Genomic DNA, 17,367 nt, shown 5'->3' with positions numbered 1-17,367 from the left:
TCGCGGGAGCGCAAGCACACGACGGTTTACAATATGCGTTTGTGCCGCGACGCAATGCAATGCAATACGCCCGGCACGCCAGACGCGCCATTCTACCGGCGCCCATCATCGAAGAGATCAGGAGACTCCGTGACGATCTACAAACTGGGCGAGACGGCCCCGACGATCCACGAAAGCGTATTCGTCGCCGATACGGCGGCCATCATCGGCAAGGTCGTGCTGGAGGAAAACGCGAGCGTCTGGTTCGGCGCGACGATTCGCGGCGACAACGAGACGATCACGGTCGGCACCGGCAGCAATGTCCAGGAAGGCGCGGTCCTGCACACCGACCCCGGTTTTCCGCTGACGATCGCCGAAAACGTGACGATCGGGCACCAGGCGATGCTGCACGGCTGCACGATCGGCGAAGGTTCGCTGATCGGGATTCAGGCGGTGGTCTTGAATGGTGCGGTCATCGGCCGCAACTGTCTGGTTGGTGCCGGCGCGGTCGTGACGGAAGGCAAGGTGTTCCCGGACAACTCGCTGATTCTCGGCGCCCCGGCGAAAGTCGTGCGCGAGCTGTCGGCGGACGATATCGCGCGACTGCGCGCCAATGCGAAGACGTACGTCGAGCGACGTGCGCATTTCAAGGAGCAACTCGTGCGGATCGGGTGATTCGCGCGATTTCAAGGAAGAAGAGTGAGCGACCAGTTACAGAAATTCATGTTCAATTCGGCACCCGTGCGCGGCGAGATCGTGTCGCTGCGCAACACGTGGCAAGAGGTGCTTTCCCGCCGTGACTACCCTGCTCCGGTGCGCACGGTGCTCGGCGAGATGATGGCCGCGTGTGCGCTGCTGTCCGCGAACCTGAAATTTCACGGCACCCTGATCATGCAGATCTTCGGCGACGGGCCGGTCCAGATGCTGGTCGTCCAGTGCAGCTCGGACCTGTCGATGCGCGCCACGGCCAAGTTCGCCGGCGACGCGGCGCAGACGATCGGCGACGACACGAGCTTCGCGTCGCTCGTCAATGCAAGCGGCCACGGCCGTTGCGTGATCACGCTCGACCCGGCCGAGAAGCTGCCGGGCCAGCAGCCGTACCAGGGCATCGTGCCGCTGAACGGCGTCGACGGTCCGCTGGAATCGGTGTCGCAGGTGCTCGAGCACTACATGCATCACTCGGAGCAGCTCGACACGCGGCTGTGGCTCGCGGCCGATCGCGACCGCGCGGTCGGCATGCTGCTGCAGAAGCTGCCGGGCGACGGCGGCATCGTGCCGCGCAACGCCGAGACGGACATCGATACCTGGGAGCGTGTGTGCACGCTCGGCGGCACGCTGTCCGCGAAGGAACTGCTCGAGGTCGAGCCGGAAGTCGTATTCCGCCGGCTCTTCTGGCAGGAAAACGTGCAGCACTTCGAACCGGCCGGTACGCGCTTCCAGTGCTCGTGCTCGCGCGAGAAAGTCGGCGCGATGCTGCGCATGCTCGGTCGCGATGAGGTCGACAGCGTGATCGTCGAGCGCGGTCACGTCGAGATTCACTGCGAGTTCTGCAACCAGCGCTACGAGTTCGACCCCGTCGACGTCGCGCAGTTGTTCGCCGCGCCGGAACTCGCAACCGGCATCACGCCCGCGGCCGGCCAGCGTCACTGAGCCGCGCGCCCGTGCCCGCGATGCGGGCGCGGGCGCATAATGAACGCATGAGCGTCGCATGCGCGGCTCGGTCGCCGCAGGCCCGGCCTTCGGTGCAAGCCGCTTTTCGCTGTCGGCGCGCTGCTGGAGAGACACATGAATCGCCCGTTCCGCATCCTCGTCCTGACCAGCGTCGCCGCCGGCACGCTGGCCCTCGCCGGCTGCGCGGTACAGCCGCCTTCGTCGACGATCCTCAGCCGCCTGCCCGAACCGGGCGCATCGGGCGGCCAGCCGCCCGCGCTGTCGAGTGCGGAACGCAAACGCTACGACGAAATTGACCGGCAGGTGCTGCGCGAGCAGAACGATGCCATGGCAGCCGAGGCAGCCGCGCGCGCGTGGGCGTATTACGCGCCGCCGCCCGTGACCGTCTACGGCGGCTATTACGGCGGTTACGGCGGTTGGGGAAACCGCTGGGGCACCGGCATCAGCTATGGCTATCCGGGCTGGTGGTGGTGATGCGCGAACGCGCCGATCGACCCGATTGAAAACCGGCAGGAAATAAAAAAGCGCGGCATTTCCCGCGCTTTTTCAATGGTTCGGACTGCCGTGCTCAGTGACGTGCTCAATGATGCGCGGGCTTGCCCTTCTCGCCGCCGTGATGCCGCGACGGCTTTGCAATCGACTGCGGGTTCGGCACGACACGCACGGGCGCCGCGGATACGGCGCCACGCGTCGACGTGTTCGACGGCGTGGTGTTCAGCGGCCCGGCCGGCGTGTTCGGCGACACGAACTGCACGAATACTTCGCCGTCCTTCACCATGCCCATCTCGTAGCGCCCACGCTCCTCGATGGCCGCGGTGCCGCTTTGCAGATCCTGCACTTCCCCCGCGATCCGTTCATTGCGCAGCTTCTCGTCCGCGTTCTTCTGCAGCTGATCGCCGAGTTGCTGACGCAATTCGTGCACCCGCAACCAGCCGCCGTGTCCCCACCATAGGGGGTACTGAATGAGCGCCAGCAAGGCAATCAGGACGACAGTGACAAGCCGCATGTAAGAGACGCAGATATAAGAAGCGCCGCTTCGCGCGAATGCGCAGAGCGGCGTCGAGGTGACGAACCCGATAGTAGCGCGTTAGCGCAGGTTATAGAAAGCCGATTTGCCCGGGTAGCTTGCGATATCGCCGAGATCTTCCTCGATACGCAGCAGCTGGTTGTACTTCGAGATGCGGTCGCTGCGCGACAGCGAACCCGTCTTGATCTGACCGGCGTTCAGGCCGACCGCGATGTCCGCGATCGTCGAATCTTCCGTTTCGCCCGAGCGGTGCGAGATCACGGCCGTGTAGCCCGCGCGCTTCGCCATTTCGATCGCCGCGAACGTTTCGGTCAGCGTACCGATCTGGTTGATCTTGATCAGGATCGAGTTCGCGATGCCCTTCTCGATGCCTTCCTTCAGGATGCGCGTGTTCGTGACGAACAGGTCGTCGCCGACGAGTTGCACCTTCTTGCCGAGGCGCTCGGTCAGCAGCTTCCAGCCTTCCCAGTCGCTTTCGTGCATGCCGTCCTCGATCGACACGATCGGGAACTTGTCGGCGAGCGTCGCGAGGTAGTCGGTGAATTCGGCCGACGACAGTTGCAGCCCTTCGCCAGCGAGCTGGTACTTGCCGTCGTGGTAGAACTCGGAGGCCGCGCAGTCGAGCGCGAGGAGGACGTCTTCGCCCGCACGGTAGCCGGCCTTCTCGATCGCCTGCAGGATCGTCGACAGGCACTCGTCGTTGCTGCCGAAGTTCGGTGCGAAGCCGCCTTCGTCGCCGACTGCCGTGCTCATGCCGCGGTCGCTCAGGATCTTCTTCAGCGCGTGGAACACTTCCGCGCCGCAACGCAGGGCTTCACGGAACGTCGGCTGGCTGACCGGGACGATCATGAATTCCTGGATGTCGAGGCTGTTGTTCGCGTGCGCGCCGCCGTTGACGATGTTCATCATCGGGACCGGCAGCTGCATCGCGCCCGAGCCGCCGAAGTAGCGGTACAGCGGCAGGCCGGCTTCTTCGGCCGCTGCCTTCGCGACGGCCATCGAGACGGCCAGCATCGCGTTCGCGCCGAGGCGCGACTTGTTGTCGGTGCCGTCCAGTTCGAGCAGGGTCTTGTCGAGGAACGCCTGTTCCGACGCGTCGAGGCCCATGATGGCTTCGGAGATTTCGGTGTTGATGTGCTCGACCGCCTTCAGCACGCCCTTGCCGTTGTAGCGGCCGGCTTCGCCGTCACGCAGTTCGATCGCTTCACGCGAGCCGGTGGACGCGCCCGACGGCACCGCCGCGCGGCCCATCGTGCCCGATTCGAGCAGCACGTCGCATTCGACGGTGGGGTTGCCGCGCGAATCCAGAATCTCGCGGCCGATGATATCTACGATTGCACTCATGGGTTTCCTCTGAGAATGACGATGGATTCTTCAAACTGCGACGGCACGCGTGCCGAAACCGCTTTCGCTACAGACGCGCGAAGCCGCCGCAAGGTTCATTCGATCTTTAGTTGAAATCGTTTTCCAGGAACGGATGGCGCTTCACCGCCTGGTCGAGCGTGACGAGGGTCTCCAGCAACGCGCCCATCCGGTTCAGCGGCACCGCGTTCGGGCCGTCCGACTTCGCTTCGGCCGGATTCGGATGCGTTTCCATGAACAGGCCCGCGACGCCCGTCGCGACCGCGGCACGCGCGAGCACCGGCACGAATTCGCGCTGGCCGCCCGAGCTCGTGCCCTGCCCGCCCGGCAGCTGCACCGAGTGGGTCGCGTCGAACACGACCGGCGCGCTCGTCTCGCGCATGATCGCGAGCGAACGCATGTCGGACACGAGGTTGTTGTAGCCGAACGAGACGCCGCGCTCGCACGCCATGAAGCGGTCTTCCGACAGACCGGCTTCACGCGCCGCTTCGCGCGCCTTGTCGATCACGTTCTTCATGTCGTGCGGCGCGAGGAACTGGCCCTTCTTGATGTTGACGGGCTTGCCCGAGCGCGCGCACGCATGGATGAAGTCGGTCTGGCGGCACAGGAACGCGGGCGTCTGGAGGACGTCGACGACCGACGCGACCTGCTCGATCTCGTCGATCGAATGCACGTCGGTCAGCACCGGCAGGCCGAGCTGGCGCTTCACCTCGCCGAGGATCCGCAGCCCCTCGTCCATTCCGAGGCCGCGAAACGACTTGCCCGAGCTGCGGTTCGCCTTGTCATACGACGACTTGTAGATGAACGGCACGTTCAGCTTCTCGCAGATCTCCTTCAGGCGGCCCGCCGTGTCGATCGTCATTTGCTCCGATTCGACGACGCAGGTACCCGCGATCAGGAAGAAAGGCTGGTCGAGACCGACCTCGAAATCGCACAGCTTCATGCTTTCACTCCGCGCGCTTGCTTGTTGGCAAACGCGGCTTCGACGAACGATTTGAACAGCGGATGGCCGTCACGCGGCGTCGACGTGAATTCCGGGTGGAACTGGACGCCGACGAACCACGGGTGCATCGAACGCGGCAGCTCCATCATTTCCGGCAGATCCTCGCTCGGGGTACGGGCGCTGATGATAAGGCCGCCGGCTTCGAGCTGGGGCACGAAGCGGTTATTGACTTCATAACGGTGGCGATGGCGCTCGTTCACGTCCTTGCCGTAGATCTCTTCGGCCATCGTGCCCGGCTTGATCGGGCAGCGCTGCGAGCCGAGGCGCATCGTGCCGCCGAGATCCGACTCTTCGGTGCGCGTCTCGACCTTGCCGTCGCGGTCGTACCACTCGGTGATCAGCGCGACCACGCGTTCCGGCGTTTCCGAATCGAATTCCGTGCTGTTCGCCTGTTTCAGGCCGACGACGTCGCGTGCGAATTCGATCACCGCGAGCTGCATGCCGAGACAGATGCCGAGGTACGGCACCTTCGACTCGCGCGCATAGCGGATCGCCGCGATCTTGCCTTCCGTGCCGCGACGGCCGAAACCGCCCGGAACGAGCACCGCATCCAGGTGCTTCAGGCTGTCGACACCGTTCGCCTCGATCTCTTCCGAGTCGATGTACTCGATGTTGACCCTGGTCGACGTATGCAGCGATGCGTGGCGCAGCGCCTCGATCAGCGACTTGTACGACTCGGTCAGATCGACATACTTGCCGACCATGCCGATCGTGACTTCGTGCTTCGGGTTTTCCAGCTTCTCGACGAGCTCCGACCACATGCTCAGGTCGGCGTCCTTCGGCGACAGCTTCAGCTCCTCGCAGATGATCCGGTCGAGGCCCTGGTCGTGCAGCATCTGCGGAATCTTGTAGATGCTGTCGGCGTCCCACACCGAAATCACGGCGTCTTCCGGCACGTTCGAGAACATCGAGATCTTCTTCGATTCGTCGTCGGGGATGCGGCGATCCGCACGGCACAGCAGCACGTGCGGCAGGATGCCGATCTCGCGCAGCTTCTGCACGCTGTGCTGGGTCGGCTTCGTCTTCAGCTCGCCGGCCGTCGCGACGTACGGCACGAGCGTCAGGTGCACGAAGCACGCGCTGTTGCGGCCGAGGCGCAGGCTCATCTGGCGCGCGGCTTCCAGGAACGGCAGCGACTCGATGTCGCCGACGGTGCCGCCGATCTCGACGATCGCGACGTCCGGCTCGCCGCAGGTGGCCGATGCCGCCCCGCGCTCGATGAATGCCTGGATTTCGTTCGTGATGTGCGGGATCACCTGCACGGTCTTGCCGAGATAGTCGCCGCGGCGTTCCTTGCGGATCACCGATTCGTAGATCTGGCCGGTCGTGAAGTTGTTGGCCTTGCGCATCTTCGTGCTGATGAAGCGCTCATAGTGGCCGAGGTCGAGGTCGGTCTCCGCTCCGTCTTCCGTCACGAACACTTCGCCGTGCTGGAACGGGCTCATCGTGCCGGGGTCGACGTTGATGTAGGGATCGAGTTTGAGGAGGGTGACTTTCAGACCGCGCGATTCAAGGATCGCGGCGAGAGAGGCGGCGGCAATACCCTTGCCGAGGGAAGAAACTACGCCGCCGGTGACGAAAACATATTTGGTCATCGCTGGATGCTCGCGGGAAAAACGGATTATACCGTAAAGCCCGCCCTTCTCTCAGCAATTGGCGCGATGATCGCGCCCCTTCGCGCATTGCCGCACCGGCCGTGCGGGCCGACGCGAACCGACCGGCCGGTCGGTGCACCACGCATGTGCACCGCGTGCGCCGGGCGTTGCGTCAGGCGCGCTTCGCGAGCGCCACGCTGTCGCGCGGCACGCCGCCTTCCGCCGCCTTCAGCGAATTCAGCATCCGCTGCAATGCGCGGGCCGTCTCGATCGGCCGCTCCATCGGGAACAGGTGGCTGCCCTCGAGCCATTCGATGCGCCCGCGCGCCGCGCGGCGCGTCGCATCGAGCCCGACCTGCCGCACTTCGCGCGAGCGCGTGCCCGCGAGAAAGCCGAGCGGCACCGGCGCGCCGTGCGCGAGCCGCGGGCCGAGCGTGTGCGGCAAGGTCCGGTAGATCAGGTATTCGACCTGCCGGTCGAAGGCGAGCGCGCGTTCGCCGTCGGCGCCCGCCTGCGGAATGCCGTAGTCGATGTAGTCGGACAGCATCCGTTCGTCCCAGCGGGCGAACGCCGGTTTCTCGTGGAAGTGCCGCCAGACTTCGTCGCGGCTCGTCCAGCGCGTGCGCCGGTTGCGGGTCGCGGCCGCCGGCGACAGCCGCTCGTCGAGCCCGGCCCACTGGCTCGCGCGCAGCGCGCCGGCGCGCCAGCCCGCGATGATCGGCGAATCGATCATCACCACGCCGCGCACCCAGTGCGGCTTTTTCAGCGCGGCCATCAGCGACAGGTAGCCGCCGAGCGAATGGCCGACGAGCCAGACCGGGCGCTCGTAGCGGCCGCCGATGTCGTCGAGCAGCTGTTCGACGAGATGCGGCCAGTCGCGCGTCACCGGGTAGCGGCGATCGTGACCGATGCGTTCGATGTAGCGCAGCTCGTAGTCGTCTGCCAGCTCGGCGAAGATCGTCCGGTACGTCGACGCCGGAAACCCGTTCGCATGCGAGAAGTGGATGATGTCCTTCAAACGCCAATGTCTCCTGTGTCGGTCACCGGTCCATCCAGTACCGTCGCTGCGCATCGCGATAACGCTCGAAAGCGAACCCGCCGCCCGCCGGCGCGACGTCGAACCGCACGGCCCCGTCGCGATCGGTGCGCGGCAGCGGAATCCCGCGCGCCTCGTAGCGCGCGAGGACCGTCCGGTGCGGATGCCCGAAGCGATTGCGATAGCCTACAGGAAATACCGCGACGCGCGGCTCGACCGAATCGAGGAAAGGCTCGACCGACGACGTGCGGCTGCCGTGATGCGGAACGACGAGGATCTGCGCGGCCAGTGCGTCGCGCGCGTCGGCCACCAGCCGCCGTTCGGCGCGTGCCTCGATGTCGCCCGTCAGCAGTGCCGACGTGCCGCCCGCGTCGATGCGCAACACACACGATTGCTCGTTCGACGGGCCGGCGCCCGCCACGCCGGGCGGCCACAGCATCGTGAAGACGACACCGTCCCAGGTCCACCGCTGCCCGGCCGCGCACGGCAGCCGATCGGCCACGCCGGCCGCCTGCGCGTCGCGCCACAGCCGGTGCCGCGGCGCAATGCCGGCGAGCAGCTGGCGGACCTCGGCCGCCGCATAGACGGCCGCCGCGCCGCCCGCGTGATCGGCATCCGCATGGCTGAGCACGAGCGCATCGATGGTCCGGATTCCGCGTGCGCGCAACGCCGGCGCAACGATCCGCGTGCCGGCATGAGTCGACTCCGCCCCCGGCCCTGCGTCGAACAGCAGGGCCCGGCGCGCGGTCTCGACCAGCACCGACGCGCCCTGCCCGACGTCGAGCACGGTCAGCCGGAAACCGCCCGACGGCGGCGCCTCGGGCGCCGGTGCGACCAGCGGCAGCCATGTGAGCGGCGCCGCCCAGCGCAGCGGCCAGCCGCGCGGCATCAACGCCCACCCGACACCCACGCACGCCAGCACCAGCACCGGCCAGTCCGGCATGGGCAGCCAGAACACGCCGGCCGGCCAGTCGGCGAGGTGCCGGAGCAGCGCCATCATCGGTTCGAGCGCCGCATGCGCGAGCCGGAATGCATATGCGTCCAACGGCGCGGGCAACCCGATACCGGCGAGCACGATCGGCGTCACGACGGAACTGACCCACGGAATCGCAAACGCATTGCCGAGCGGGCCCGATACCGAGATCTGCGCGAACCACGCGGCCGTGAGCGGCGCGAGGCCGAGCGTCACCGCGTACTGCACGCGCGTCGCCTCCGCGATCCGGCGCCCGGCACGCGCGCACCATGCGCGCAGCCGGCGCCGGCGGTCGACCGCGGCGGCGCCGTCGGGCGCACTGTCGTCGCCGCCGTCGAATTCACACACCGCGCGCCAGCCCGCCACCGCCATCAGGATCACGGCGACCGCCCCGAACGACAGCCAGAACCCGGCCGACAGCACCGCCCACGGATCGGCGATCAGCACGCCGCCGAGCGCCGCGCACAACACCGCGGAAGTCGGCACGCTGCGGCCGGCCAGATAGGCAGCCGCGCCGGCCGCGATCATCCACCACGCGCGCTGCGCCGGCACGTTGAAGCCGGCAAGCGCCGCATAGCCGGCGGCAGCTGTCAGCGCCGCCACGGAAGCCACGTATGGCGCCGGCATCACGAGCGCCGCGGCACGTCCGCGCCAGCGCAGACGCCGCCAGACCATCGAAACGATCCCGCCTGCGATCGCGCCGACGAGCCCGACGTGCAGGCCCGAAATCGCGACCAGATGGCTCGTGCCCGTATTGCGCAGCACGCGCCAGTCGTCGTCGCCGATACCGGATTGATCACCGACCGCGAGCGCGGTGACGATGCCGCGATGGCGCGCGTCGCCGAGCCCGTCGCCGGGCCCGTCGCCGAGCGCGTCGCCGATACGGGTGCGCAGCGCGTCGCGCAGCCGATCGATCGATGCGCGCCATCCCGCTGCGCGTGCGTCGAGCAATTCCGCGCGCCCGGGCGCGACGACATAGCCGATCGCACGAATGCCCGCGGCGAGCCACGCCGCCTCGCTGTCGCGCACGCCGGGGTTCGCCTCGGCGTGCGGGCGCTTCAAGCGCACGACGAGACGCCAGCGCTGCGCCGCGCGCAGATCGGGAATCGCATCGCGCGCGGCGGGCGCGCCGTACGTGCGCCATGACAACCGGATTACCGGCGGGAAACGGGCCAGGCCCGCGTCGTTCGATTCGACGGCCAACAGCAGTCGCGCGCCGGTATCGTCGATCACCGGCAACCCGCGGATCACACCCGTGACGGCGATGTCGCGCCCTTCCCATTCGACGGGCAGACTGTCACGCAGCCGCCATTCGGCGCGCGCGGCCGCATAGCCGAATCCGACCGCACAGGCGGCGCTTGCGCACAGCATCCACCGGAGCGCGACGATCGCACGGGTTCGACGGCACCGCGCACACCATGCGAGCAGCGCGCCGCAACCGGCCAGCACCGCCGCCCCGATTACCCAGCCGCTCGCGCCCGGCAACGCCGCCTGCCGCTGCAGCACGACGACGCCGAGCGCGAACGCGATCCACCCCACCCGCATCGCGCCTCCTCGTCGACCCGGCGCCGCCGATATCGATGCGGCGCCTTCCGGCAACGATTATGCGGACGAAAGTGCGAGGCGCGGCAGCGCGGCGAGCGCGTTAGCCGTTGTGGATAGGCACAAGGAGTGAGCGTCGACGCCGCGCAGTTCGGCGAGCACGGCACCGATGCGCGGCACCTGGTCGGGCGTGTTGCGGGACTTGTACGCCCACTCGGGCGCGATGTCGGGCGCGTCCGTCTCGACGACGATCGCGTCGAGCGGCAACTGCGTGGCGAGCCGGCGGATCTGCAACGCGCGTCCGAACGTCACGTTGCCGCCGAAGCCGAGGTGCAGCCCCTGCGCGAGATACGCATCGGCCTGCTGAAAGCTGCCGTTGAACGCATGCGCGATGCCGCGCCGCACGCCGAAGCGGCGCAACCCGGCGAGCACGCGGTCCTGCGACTTGCGCACGTGGCACAGCACCGGCAGGTCGAATTCGCGCGCGAGCTTCAGTTGCCCCTGATAGAAGAATTGCTGGCGCGCTTCGTCGAGCCCCGGCACGAAGTAGTCGAGGCCGATCTCGCCGATCGCGACGAAGCGCGGATCATCGAGGCTCGCCTCGATCTCCATGCGCAGCCGGTCGAGATCCGCGTCGTGCGCGTGCGGTGTAAAGATCGGATGGATGCCGAGCGCATAGACCGCGCCCGGCGTGCGCTGCGCGAGCTCGCGCACCGTCGTGAAATTGTCGCGCCCGACGCTCGGGATCACGATGCGCGACACGCCGGCCGCGCGCGCCGCCTCGGCGACCGCGTCGCGGTCGGCGTCGAATTCGCCGGCGTCGAGATGGCAGTGCGTATCGATCCACATGGCGGTTTTCCTGCGCCCTCGCCGCGCCGCCGGGGTTCACCCGGCAGCACAGCGGGAGCGCTCGTTCACACCGGCAGCGCCGGCTCCTCGTGCAGCACGCCGTCGCGCAGGCGCATGATGCGGTCGCAGCGCGCGGCGAGCTCGGGGTCGTGCGTGACGATCACGAAGCTCGTTTCGAGCGTCTCGGACAATTCGAGCATCAGGTTGAAGACCGTATCGGCCGTCGTGCCGTCGAGGTTGCCGGTCGGCTCGTCGGCGAGCACGCACGCCGGCTTCGTCACCAGCGCGCGCGCGATCGCGACGCGCTGCCGCTCGCCGCCCGACAGCTCGCCCGGCCGATGCTTCGCACGCGGACCGAGCCCGACCCGTTCGAGCATCGCCTGTGCCTGCTCGCGCGCATCCTCGGTCGTCATCCGGCGAATGCGCAGCGGCATCGCGACGTTATCGAGCGCGGTGAATTCCGGCAGCAGGTGATGGAACTGATAGACGAACCCGAGCGCGCGGTTGCGCAACTCGTTGCGCTCGCGCTCGGCGAGCTGCGTAAACGGCTTGCCGAGCAGCGACACTTCGCCCGCGCTCGGTTCGTCGAGGCCGCCCAGCACGTGCAGCAGCGTGCTCTTGCCGGAGCCCGACGCGCCGACGACCGCGAGCTTCTCGCCGCGCCGCACCGTCAGCTCGGTGTCGTTGAGCACCTGCACATTGAAGCCGCCCTGCACGAACGCCTTCGTGATCCCGCGCGCCTGAAGCACGTATTCCTGCATACCTGCCGAATCCTGTCTGATGGGTTGTCGTGAATCCGCGAATGCGGTCGCGCGATCATTCATAGCGCAGCGCCTCCGCCGGCTTCACCTTCGCGCCGCGCCAGCTCGGATAGAGCGTCGCGACGGCCGACAGCACGAACGCGATCAGGCCGATCTTGATCACGTCGCCCGCGACGAGCTCGGACGGCAGCTCGCTGATGAAGTACACCGACGGCGGCAGGAACTGCACGCCGAACAGGTGCTCGATCATCGGGATCAGCCACGGAATGCTCCATGCGATCAGGCAGCCGAGCGCGACGCCCGACGCGGTGCCGACGAAGCCGATCGTCACGCCCTGCACGACGAAGATCTTCATGATCGAGCCCGGCTGCGCGCCGAGCGTGCGCAGGATCGCGATGTCGGCCTGCTTGTTGGTCACCGTCATCACGAGCGACGACACGAGGTTGAACGCCGCGACCGCGATGATCAGCGTGAGGATGATGAACATCATCCGTTTCTCGATCTGCACGGCCGAGAACCAGGTCTTGTTCTGCTGGGTCCAGTCGCGGATGTACAGGCTGCCCGACAGCGTGTGCGACAGCTCGACCGCGACCTGCGGCGCCTTCTGCATGTCGGTGAGCCGCAGCCGCACGCCGGTCGGCGCGGACATCCGGAACAGCGCCTCCGCGTCGCGGATGTTGACCATCGCGAGCGTGCTGTCGTATTCGTAGTGGCCCGATTCGAACACGCCGACGACCGTGAACTGCTTGAGCCGCGGCATCATCCCGGCCGGCGTGATCGTGCCTTCGGGCGCGACCAGCGTGATCTTGTCGCCGACCGTCACGCCGAGGTTGCCGGCGAGCGCATCGCCGAGCACGATGCCGAACTGGCCGGGCACGAGCGCGGTCAGCTGGCCCGCCTTCATGTCCTTGCCGATGTCCGACACCTGCGGTTCGAGCGACGGCTCGACGCCGCGCAGCATCACGCCGCTCACCGCGTCCTGGCGCGTGAGCAGCGCCTGCGCGTCGACGTAAGGCGCCGCGCCCGTCACCGACGGATTGCGGCGCGCCTCTTGCGCGGTCAGTTGCCAGTTGGGCATCGAGCCGGTCGGCGAGAACACCTCGACGTGCGCGAGCACCGACAGCATGCGGTCGCGCACTTCCTTCTGGAAGCCGTTCATCACGGACAGCACGACGATCAGCGCCGCGACGCCGAGCGCGATGCCGAGCATCGACACGAGCGCGATGAAGGAAATGAAGCCGTTGCCGGTCGTGCGTTTGCCGGCGCGCGTGTAGCGCCAGCCGATCTGCCATTCGTACGGAAGTTTCAAGCGAATCCTTTCTGCTGGTTACGGCGGGGATGACGGCCCGCGCCCGGGAGCGCCATCCGGCGGCGGCCGCCCGCCCGGGCGCGGTCGAAAAACGGTCGCCGGACGCAATCGGGCCGTCCGCCGGCCCGATCACGCGCGCAGTTTGCCATACAATGCGCACCATCATGCACGACCGACGCCTCCATTTCCTCGTTCCGTTCGCGCTGCCGTCGGCAGCCGATGCGGCCTCGTCCCTGCACACGCTGGACAGCCCCGCGCTCGAAAAGTTGCTGGCCCGCGCGAGCCTCGTCGAGCGCGTGGCCGGCGAGGACTTCCAGCGCACGCTGCCGCACGAGCGCTGGCTGGCCCGCCAGTTCGGCGCGAGCCGGGGCAACGCCGCCGACGAGGCGCCGCTCGCGCCCTACATGCTGCTCGCGGACGGCGGCGACCCGGGCACGCAGGCCTGGGCGTGCGTCGAGCCCGTGCACGTCCAGATCGCGCACGATCACCTCGTGCTCGTCGACCCGGCCAGCCTCGCGCTCGACGACGGCGACGCGGCCGCACTGCTGGCGGTCGCACGCCCGCTGATCGAGGAACTCGGCGTGCGGCTGGAAGCGCCGCAGCCGACCCGCTGGTACTTGTCCAGCGAACAGCTCGCCCGCCTCGCCGGCGCCGCGCCGCTGCGCGCGAGCGGCCGCAACATCGAAATCTGGCTGCCGCATGAGGCGCACACCGGCGAACGTTCACGGATGTGGATGAAGCTGCAGAACGAAGTGCAGATGGCATGGTTCCAGCACCCGGTCAACGAAGCGCGCGAAGCGCGCGGGTTGCCCGCCGTCAATTCGATCTGGTTCCATGCGCAAGGCACGCTGAAGCCGGTCGGCAAGCCGTTCGAGCGCGTGCTGTCCGCTTCCCCCGCGGCGCTCGGCCTCGCGCGCGCCGCGCAGGCCGAGGCCGGTGCCGCGCCGGCCGCCTTCGGTGCGCTGCCCGCCGGCGCCGGCGCGACACTCGTCGAGCTGCCGGCGCTGTCCGCTCCGTTCATCGAACAGGACTGGGCACGCTGGCATGACGCGCTCGCCATGCTCGAGCGCGACTGGTTCGCGCCGACCCTCGCCGCGCTGCAGAACGGCGAGCTGGCCAGCGTCGATTTCACGCTGTGCGGCGACACCAGCTCCGTGACGCTGCACGCGACGCGCGGCGACCTGCGCAAGTTCTGGCGCCGCCGCGCACTGGCGTCCCTGTTCGAATGACCCCACTCGTATGACCCGGATCGTTACCCGCCCCGTCGCGCCCGCCGATGCAGAAGCGCTCGCGCGCCACGGCCTGCACCCTGTCCTCGCGCGGCTGTATGCGTCGCGCGGCGTGCAGTCCCTGACCGACATCGAGACCGCGCTCGCGCGCCTCGTGCCGCCCACCGAACTGAAAGGCTGCGCGGACGCCGCGGCGCTGCTCGCCGACGCGATCTCCGACAAGCGGCGCCTGCTGGTCGTCGCCGACTACGATTGCGACGGCGCGACCGCCTGTGCGGTCGCGGTGCGCGGCCTGCGGATGTTCGGCGCGCAGATCGACTACCTGGTGCCGAACCGCTTCGAATACGGCTACGGGCTCACGCCCGAGATCGTCGAACTCGCGGCCGCGCGCAAGCCCGACCTGCTGATCACCGTCGACAACGGGATCGCGAGCGTCGCGGGCGTCGAAGCCGCGAATGCACGCGGCATCGACGTGCTCGTGACCGACCACCACCTGCCCGGCGACGCACTGCCCGCCGCGCGCGCGATCGTCAACCCGAACCAGCCCGGCTGCGCGTTCCCGAGCAAGCACATCGCCGGTGTCGGCGTGATGTTCTACGTGCTGCTCGCGCTGCGCGCCGAGCTGCGCCGCCGCGGCGCGTTCGCGAGCAAGGAAGCCGAGCCGCGCCTCGACGGCCTGCTCGACCTCGTCGCGCTCGGCACCGTCGCCGACGTGGTGCGGCTCGACGGCAACAACCGCGTGCTCGTCGCGCAGGGGCTGCAACGCATCCGCAACGGCCGCATGCAGCCGGGCATCGCCGCGCTGTTCCGCGCCGCCGGCCGCGAGGCGCGCACCGCCTCGGGGTTCGACCTCGGCTTCGGCCTCGGCCCGCGCCTGAATGCCGCCGGGCGGCTCTCGGACATGTCGCTCGGCATCGAATGCCTGATCACCGACGACATCGGCCGCGCGTGGGACCTCGCGCAGCAACTCGACGTGATGAACCGGGAGCGCCGCGAGATCGAGGCCGGCATGCAGCAGCAGGCGCTCGCCGACCTCGCCGACGTCGATCCGGCCGACGCATGCACGATCACGCTGTTCAATCCCGAATGGCACCAGGGCGTCATCGGCATCGTCGCCGGGCGGCTCAAGGAGAAATTCCACCGCCCGTCGTTCACGTTCGCGCATGCGGACGAAGCCGGCACGCGGGTCAAGGGTTCGGGCCGCTCGATTCCCGGCTTCCACCTGCGCGACGCGCTCGACCTGGTGTCGAAGCGCGAGCCCGACCTGATCGTCGCGTTCGGCGGCCACGCGATGGCGGCCGGCCTCACGCTCGGCACCGACGACGTGCCGCGCTTCGCGGCCGCGTTCGAGGCCGTCGCGCGCGAGTGGCTGTCCGACGACGCGCTCGCGCGCGTGATCGAGACCGACGGCGAACTGGAGGACGCGTATTTCACGCCGCAGTTCGTCGGGCTGCTCGACGAAGCCGTCTGGGGCCAGGGCTTTCCGGCCCCGCTTTTCTCCGGCGAGTTCGACGTCGTGTCGCAGTCGCTCGTGAAAGAAAAGCACCTGAAGCTGCAGCTCGCGCGCGGCCGCCAGCGCTTCAACGCGATCTGGTTCAACCACACCGAGCCGCTGCCGGCCAGCGCGCTGATCGCGTATCGCCTCGTCGCCGACACGTGGAACGGCGTGACGCGCGTCCAGCTGATCGTCGAGCACGCGGCCGGCTGAGCACCGGCCACCCGGCCCGTGCGCTCGCGGGCCGGGTGGCGGGCCGGGTGGCGCGCCGCGCCGAACGGGGCCACGGCGCGCATGCAAGCACACCCCGCGTCACCGGGAAACCCCGCCGATCGGCTATAATTCCGCTTTTTTACGAAGCAAGAACAGCGAACGATCATGGAAGCGGAACGTCTCAACGCGATCGAAAGCTCCCTGCTCGACCTGCGCACCCGCGCGGGCGAGCTTCGGGGGTATCTTTGACTACGACGCCAAATCTGCGCGTCTGACCGAAGTCAACAAGGAACTCGAAGACCCGAACGTCTGGAACGATTCGAAGAACGCCCAGGCACTCGGCCGCGAGAAGAAGCTGCTCGAAGGTGTCGTCACGACGCTCACCGCGCTCGATAGCGACCTGCGCGATGCGCTCGACCTGTTCGAGCTCGCCCGCGAGGAAGGCGACGAAGACACCCTCGTCGCATCCGAAGACGACGCGAAGAAGCTCGAAGCGCGCGTCGGCGACATCGAATTCCGCCGGATGTTCTCGAACCCGGCCGACCCGAACAACTGCTTCATCGACATCCAGGCCGGCGCCGGCGGCACCGAGGCATGCGACTGGGCGTCGATGCTGCTGCGCCAATACCTGCGCTACTGCGAGCGCAAGGGCTTCAAGGCCGAAGTGCTCGAAGAGTCGGACGGCGACGTCGCCGGCATCAAGAACGCGACGGTCAAGGTCACGGGCGAATACGCATACGGCTTCCTGCGCACCGAAACGGGCATCCACCGCCTCGTGCGCAAGTCGCCGTTCGACTCGTCCGGCGGCCGCCACACGTCGTTCTCGTCGGTGTTCGTGTATCCGGAAATCGACGACTCGATCGAAGTCGAGGTCAATCCGGCCGACCTGCGCATCGACACGTACCGCGCGTCGGGCGCGGGCGGCCAGCACATCAACAAGACCGACTCGGCCGTGCGGATCACGCACATGCCGACCGGCATCGTCGTGCAGTGCCAGAACGACCGCTCGCAGCACCGCAACCGTGCCGAAGCAATGGCGATGCTGAAATCGCGCCTGTACGAAGCCGAGATGCGCAAGCGCCAGGCCGAGCAGGACAAGCTCGAATCGAGCAAGACCGATGTGGGCTGGGGCCACCAGATCCGTTCGTACGTGCTCGACCAGAGCCGCGTGAAGGACCTGCGCACGAACGTCGAAATGAGCAACACGCGAGCCGTGCTCGACGGCGATCTCGACGACTTCATCAGCGCGAGCCTCAAACAGGGCGTGTAAGCGCCGCGGCGCGGCCTCTCCGGTCGCGCCCGCCCTTCCCGTTGCGTTGCCGC

Annotated in this window: 15 protein-coding genes; 6 read left to right on the top strand and 9 right to left on the bottom strand. The window is 68.0% G+C overall.

What is annotated here, in order from left to right:
- Positions 1-129 precede the first annotated feature (129 nt).
- The 3 genes from ABIC50_RS27920 (at position 130) to ABIC50_RS27910 (ending at position 2,124) form a co-directional block, all read left to right on the top strand.
- Positions 130-654 (top strand): gamma carbonic anhydrase family protein, encoded by a 525-nt coding sequence (locus tag ABIC50_RS27920; RefSeq protein ID WP_006761906.1) that lies wholly within the window; start codon positions 130-132, stop codon positions 652-654.
- 24 nt (positions 655-678) lie between these two features.
- Positions 679-1,629, top strand: coding sequence for an Hsp33 family molecular chaperone HslO (gene hslO, locus ABIC50_RS27915; RefSeq protein WP_011657361.1), 951 nt, complete (start codon positions 679-681; stop codon positions 1,627-1,629).
- A 135-nt stretch (positions 1,630-1,764) separates the two neighbouring features.
- Positions 1,765-2,124, top strand: coding sequence for a hypothetical protein (locus tag ABIC50_RS27910; RefSeq protein ID WP_175655495.1), 360 nt, complete (start codon positions 1,765-1,767; stop codon positions 2,122-2,124).
- A 106-nt stretch (positions 2,125-2,230) separates the two neighbouring features.
- Here ABIC50_RS27910 and ftsB read toward each other — a convergent pair whose 3' ends face one another.
- The 9 genes from ftsB to ABIC50_RS27865 form a co-directional block, all read right to left on the bottom strand.
- On the bottom strand, positions 2,231-2,656 hold the full coding sequence (ftsB, locus tag ABIC50_RS27905) for a cell division protein FtsB (protein ID WP_006751591.1): 426 nt from the start codon (positions 2,654-2,656) through the stop codon (positions 2,231-2,233).
- Positions 2,657-2,737: 81 nt separating this feature from the next.
- A complete protein-coding gene (gene eno / locus ABIC50_RS27900) occupies positions 2,738-4,021 on the bottom strand; it encodes a phosphopyruvate hydratase (protein WP_006751590.1) in 1,284 nt (427 codons plus the stop codon).
- Between the two features lie 106 nt (positions 4,022-4,127).
- Positions 4,128-4,982, bottom strand: coding sequence for a 3-deoxy-8-phosphooctulonate synthase (gene kdsA, locus ABIC50_RS27895; protein WP_006761902.1), 855 nt, complete (start codon positions 4,980-4,982; stop codon positions 4,128-4,130).
- On the bottom strand, positions 4,979-6,637 hold the full coding sequence (pyrG, locus tag ABIC50_RS27890) for a CTP synthase (RefSeq protein WP_011657363.1): 1,659 nt from the start codon (positions 6,635-6,637) through the stop codon (positions 4,979-4,981). Before pyrG ends, kdsA begins: the two co-directional genes overlap by 4 nt.
- 172 nt (positions 6,638-6,809) lie before the next feature.
- Positions 6,810-7,655 carry an alpha/beta fold hydrolase gene (locus ABIC50_RS27885; RefSeq protein ID WP_011657364.1) on the bottom strand — a complete coding sequence of 282 codons (846 nt, stop codon included), beginning with the start codon at positions 7,653-7,655 and terminating at the stop codon, positions 6,810-6,812.
- A gap of 22 nt (positions 7,656-7,677) precedes the next feature.
- On the bottom strand, positions 7,678-10,191 hold the full coding sequence (locus ABIC50_RS27880; RefSeq protein WP_354168126.1) for a DNA internalization-related competence protein ComEC/Rec2: 2,514 nt from the start codon (positions 10,189-10,191) through the stop codon (positions 7,678-7,680).
- A 57-nt stretch (positions 10,192-10,248) separates the two neighbouring features.
- The gene (locus ABIC50_RS27875) at positions 10,249-11,037 is read right to left on the bottom strand and encodes a TatD family hydrolase (protein WP_165751670.1); all 789 of its coding nucleotides are present in this window, start codon (positions 11,035-11,037) and stop codon (positions 10,249-10,251) included.
- Positions 11,038-11,102: 65 nt separating this feature from the next.
- Positions 11,103-11,861, bottom strand: coding sequence for a lipoprotein-releasing ABC transporter ATP-binding protein LolD (gene lolD / locus ABIC50_RS27870; RefSeq protein WP_011657367.1), 759 nt, complete (start codon positions 11,859-11,861; stop codon positions 11,103-11,105).
- The gene (locus tag ABIC50_RS27865; protein ID WP_105834248.1) at positions 11,854-13,107 is read right to left on the bottom strand and encodes a lipoprotein-releasing ABC transporter permease subunit; all 1,254 of its coding nucleotides are present in this window, start codon (positions 13,105-13,107) and stop codon (positions 11,854-11,856) included. The genes lolD and ABIC50_RS27865 overlap by 8 nt, the downstream gene beginning before the upstream one ends.
- Positions 13,108-13,259: 152 nt before the next feature.
- Between ABIC50_RS27865 and ABIC50_RS27860 the strand changes: the two genes are divergently transcribed.
- The 3 genes from ABIC50_RS27860 to prfB all read left to right on the top strand — a co-directional run bounded on the left by ABIC50_RS27860 (position 13,260) and on the right by prfB (position 17,314).
- Positions 13,260-14,336 carry a regulator gene (locus ABIC50_RS27860; protein WP_165751672.1) on the top strand — a complete coding sequence of 359 codons (1,077 nt, stop codon included), beginning with the start codon at positions 13,260-13,262 and terminating at the stop codon, positions 14,334-14,336.
- A gap of 10 nt (positions 14,337-14,346) precedes the next feature.
- Positions 14,347-16,044: a single-stranded-DNA-specific exonuclease RecJ gene (gene recJ / locus ABIC50_RS27855; protein WP_354168124.1), complete on the top strand. Its 1,698-nt coding sequence runs from the start codon at positions 14,347-14,349 to the stop codon at positions 16,042-16,044.
- A 165-nt stretch (positions 16,045-16,209) separates the two neighbouring features.
- Positions 16,210-17,314 (top strand): peptide chain release factor 2 gene (prfB, locus tag ABIC50_RS27850; protein WP_098143590.1). Its coding sequence is split into 2 segments (ribosomal slippage): positions 16,210-16,290 and positions 16,292-17,314, totalling 1,104 coding nucleotides; the frame shifts between segments, so codons are not numbered across the junction.
- Positions 17,315-17,367 lie beyond the last annotated feature (53 nt).

The sequence above is a fragment of the Burkholderia sp. 567 genome (assembly GCF_040545115.1).
Taxonomy (GTDB): Bacteria; Pseudomonadota; Gammaproteobacteria; order Burkholderiales; family Burkholderiaceae; genus Burkholderia; species Burkholderia ambifaria.
The sequence above is the reverse complement of the archived record's forward strand: the minus strand, read 5'-3'. Positions and strand labels throughout refer to the sequence as shown.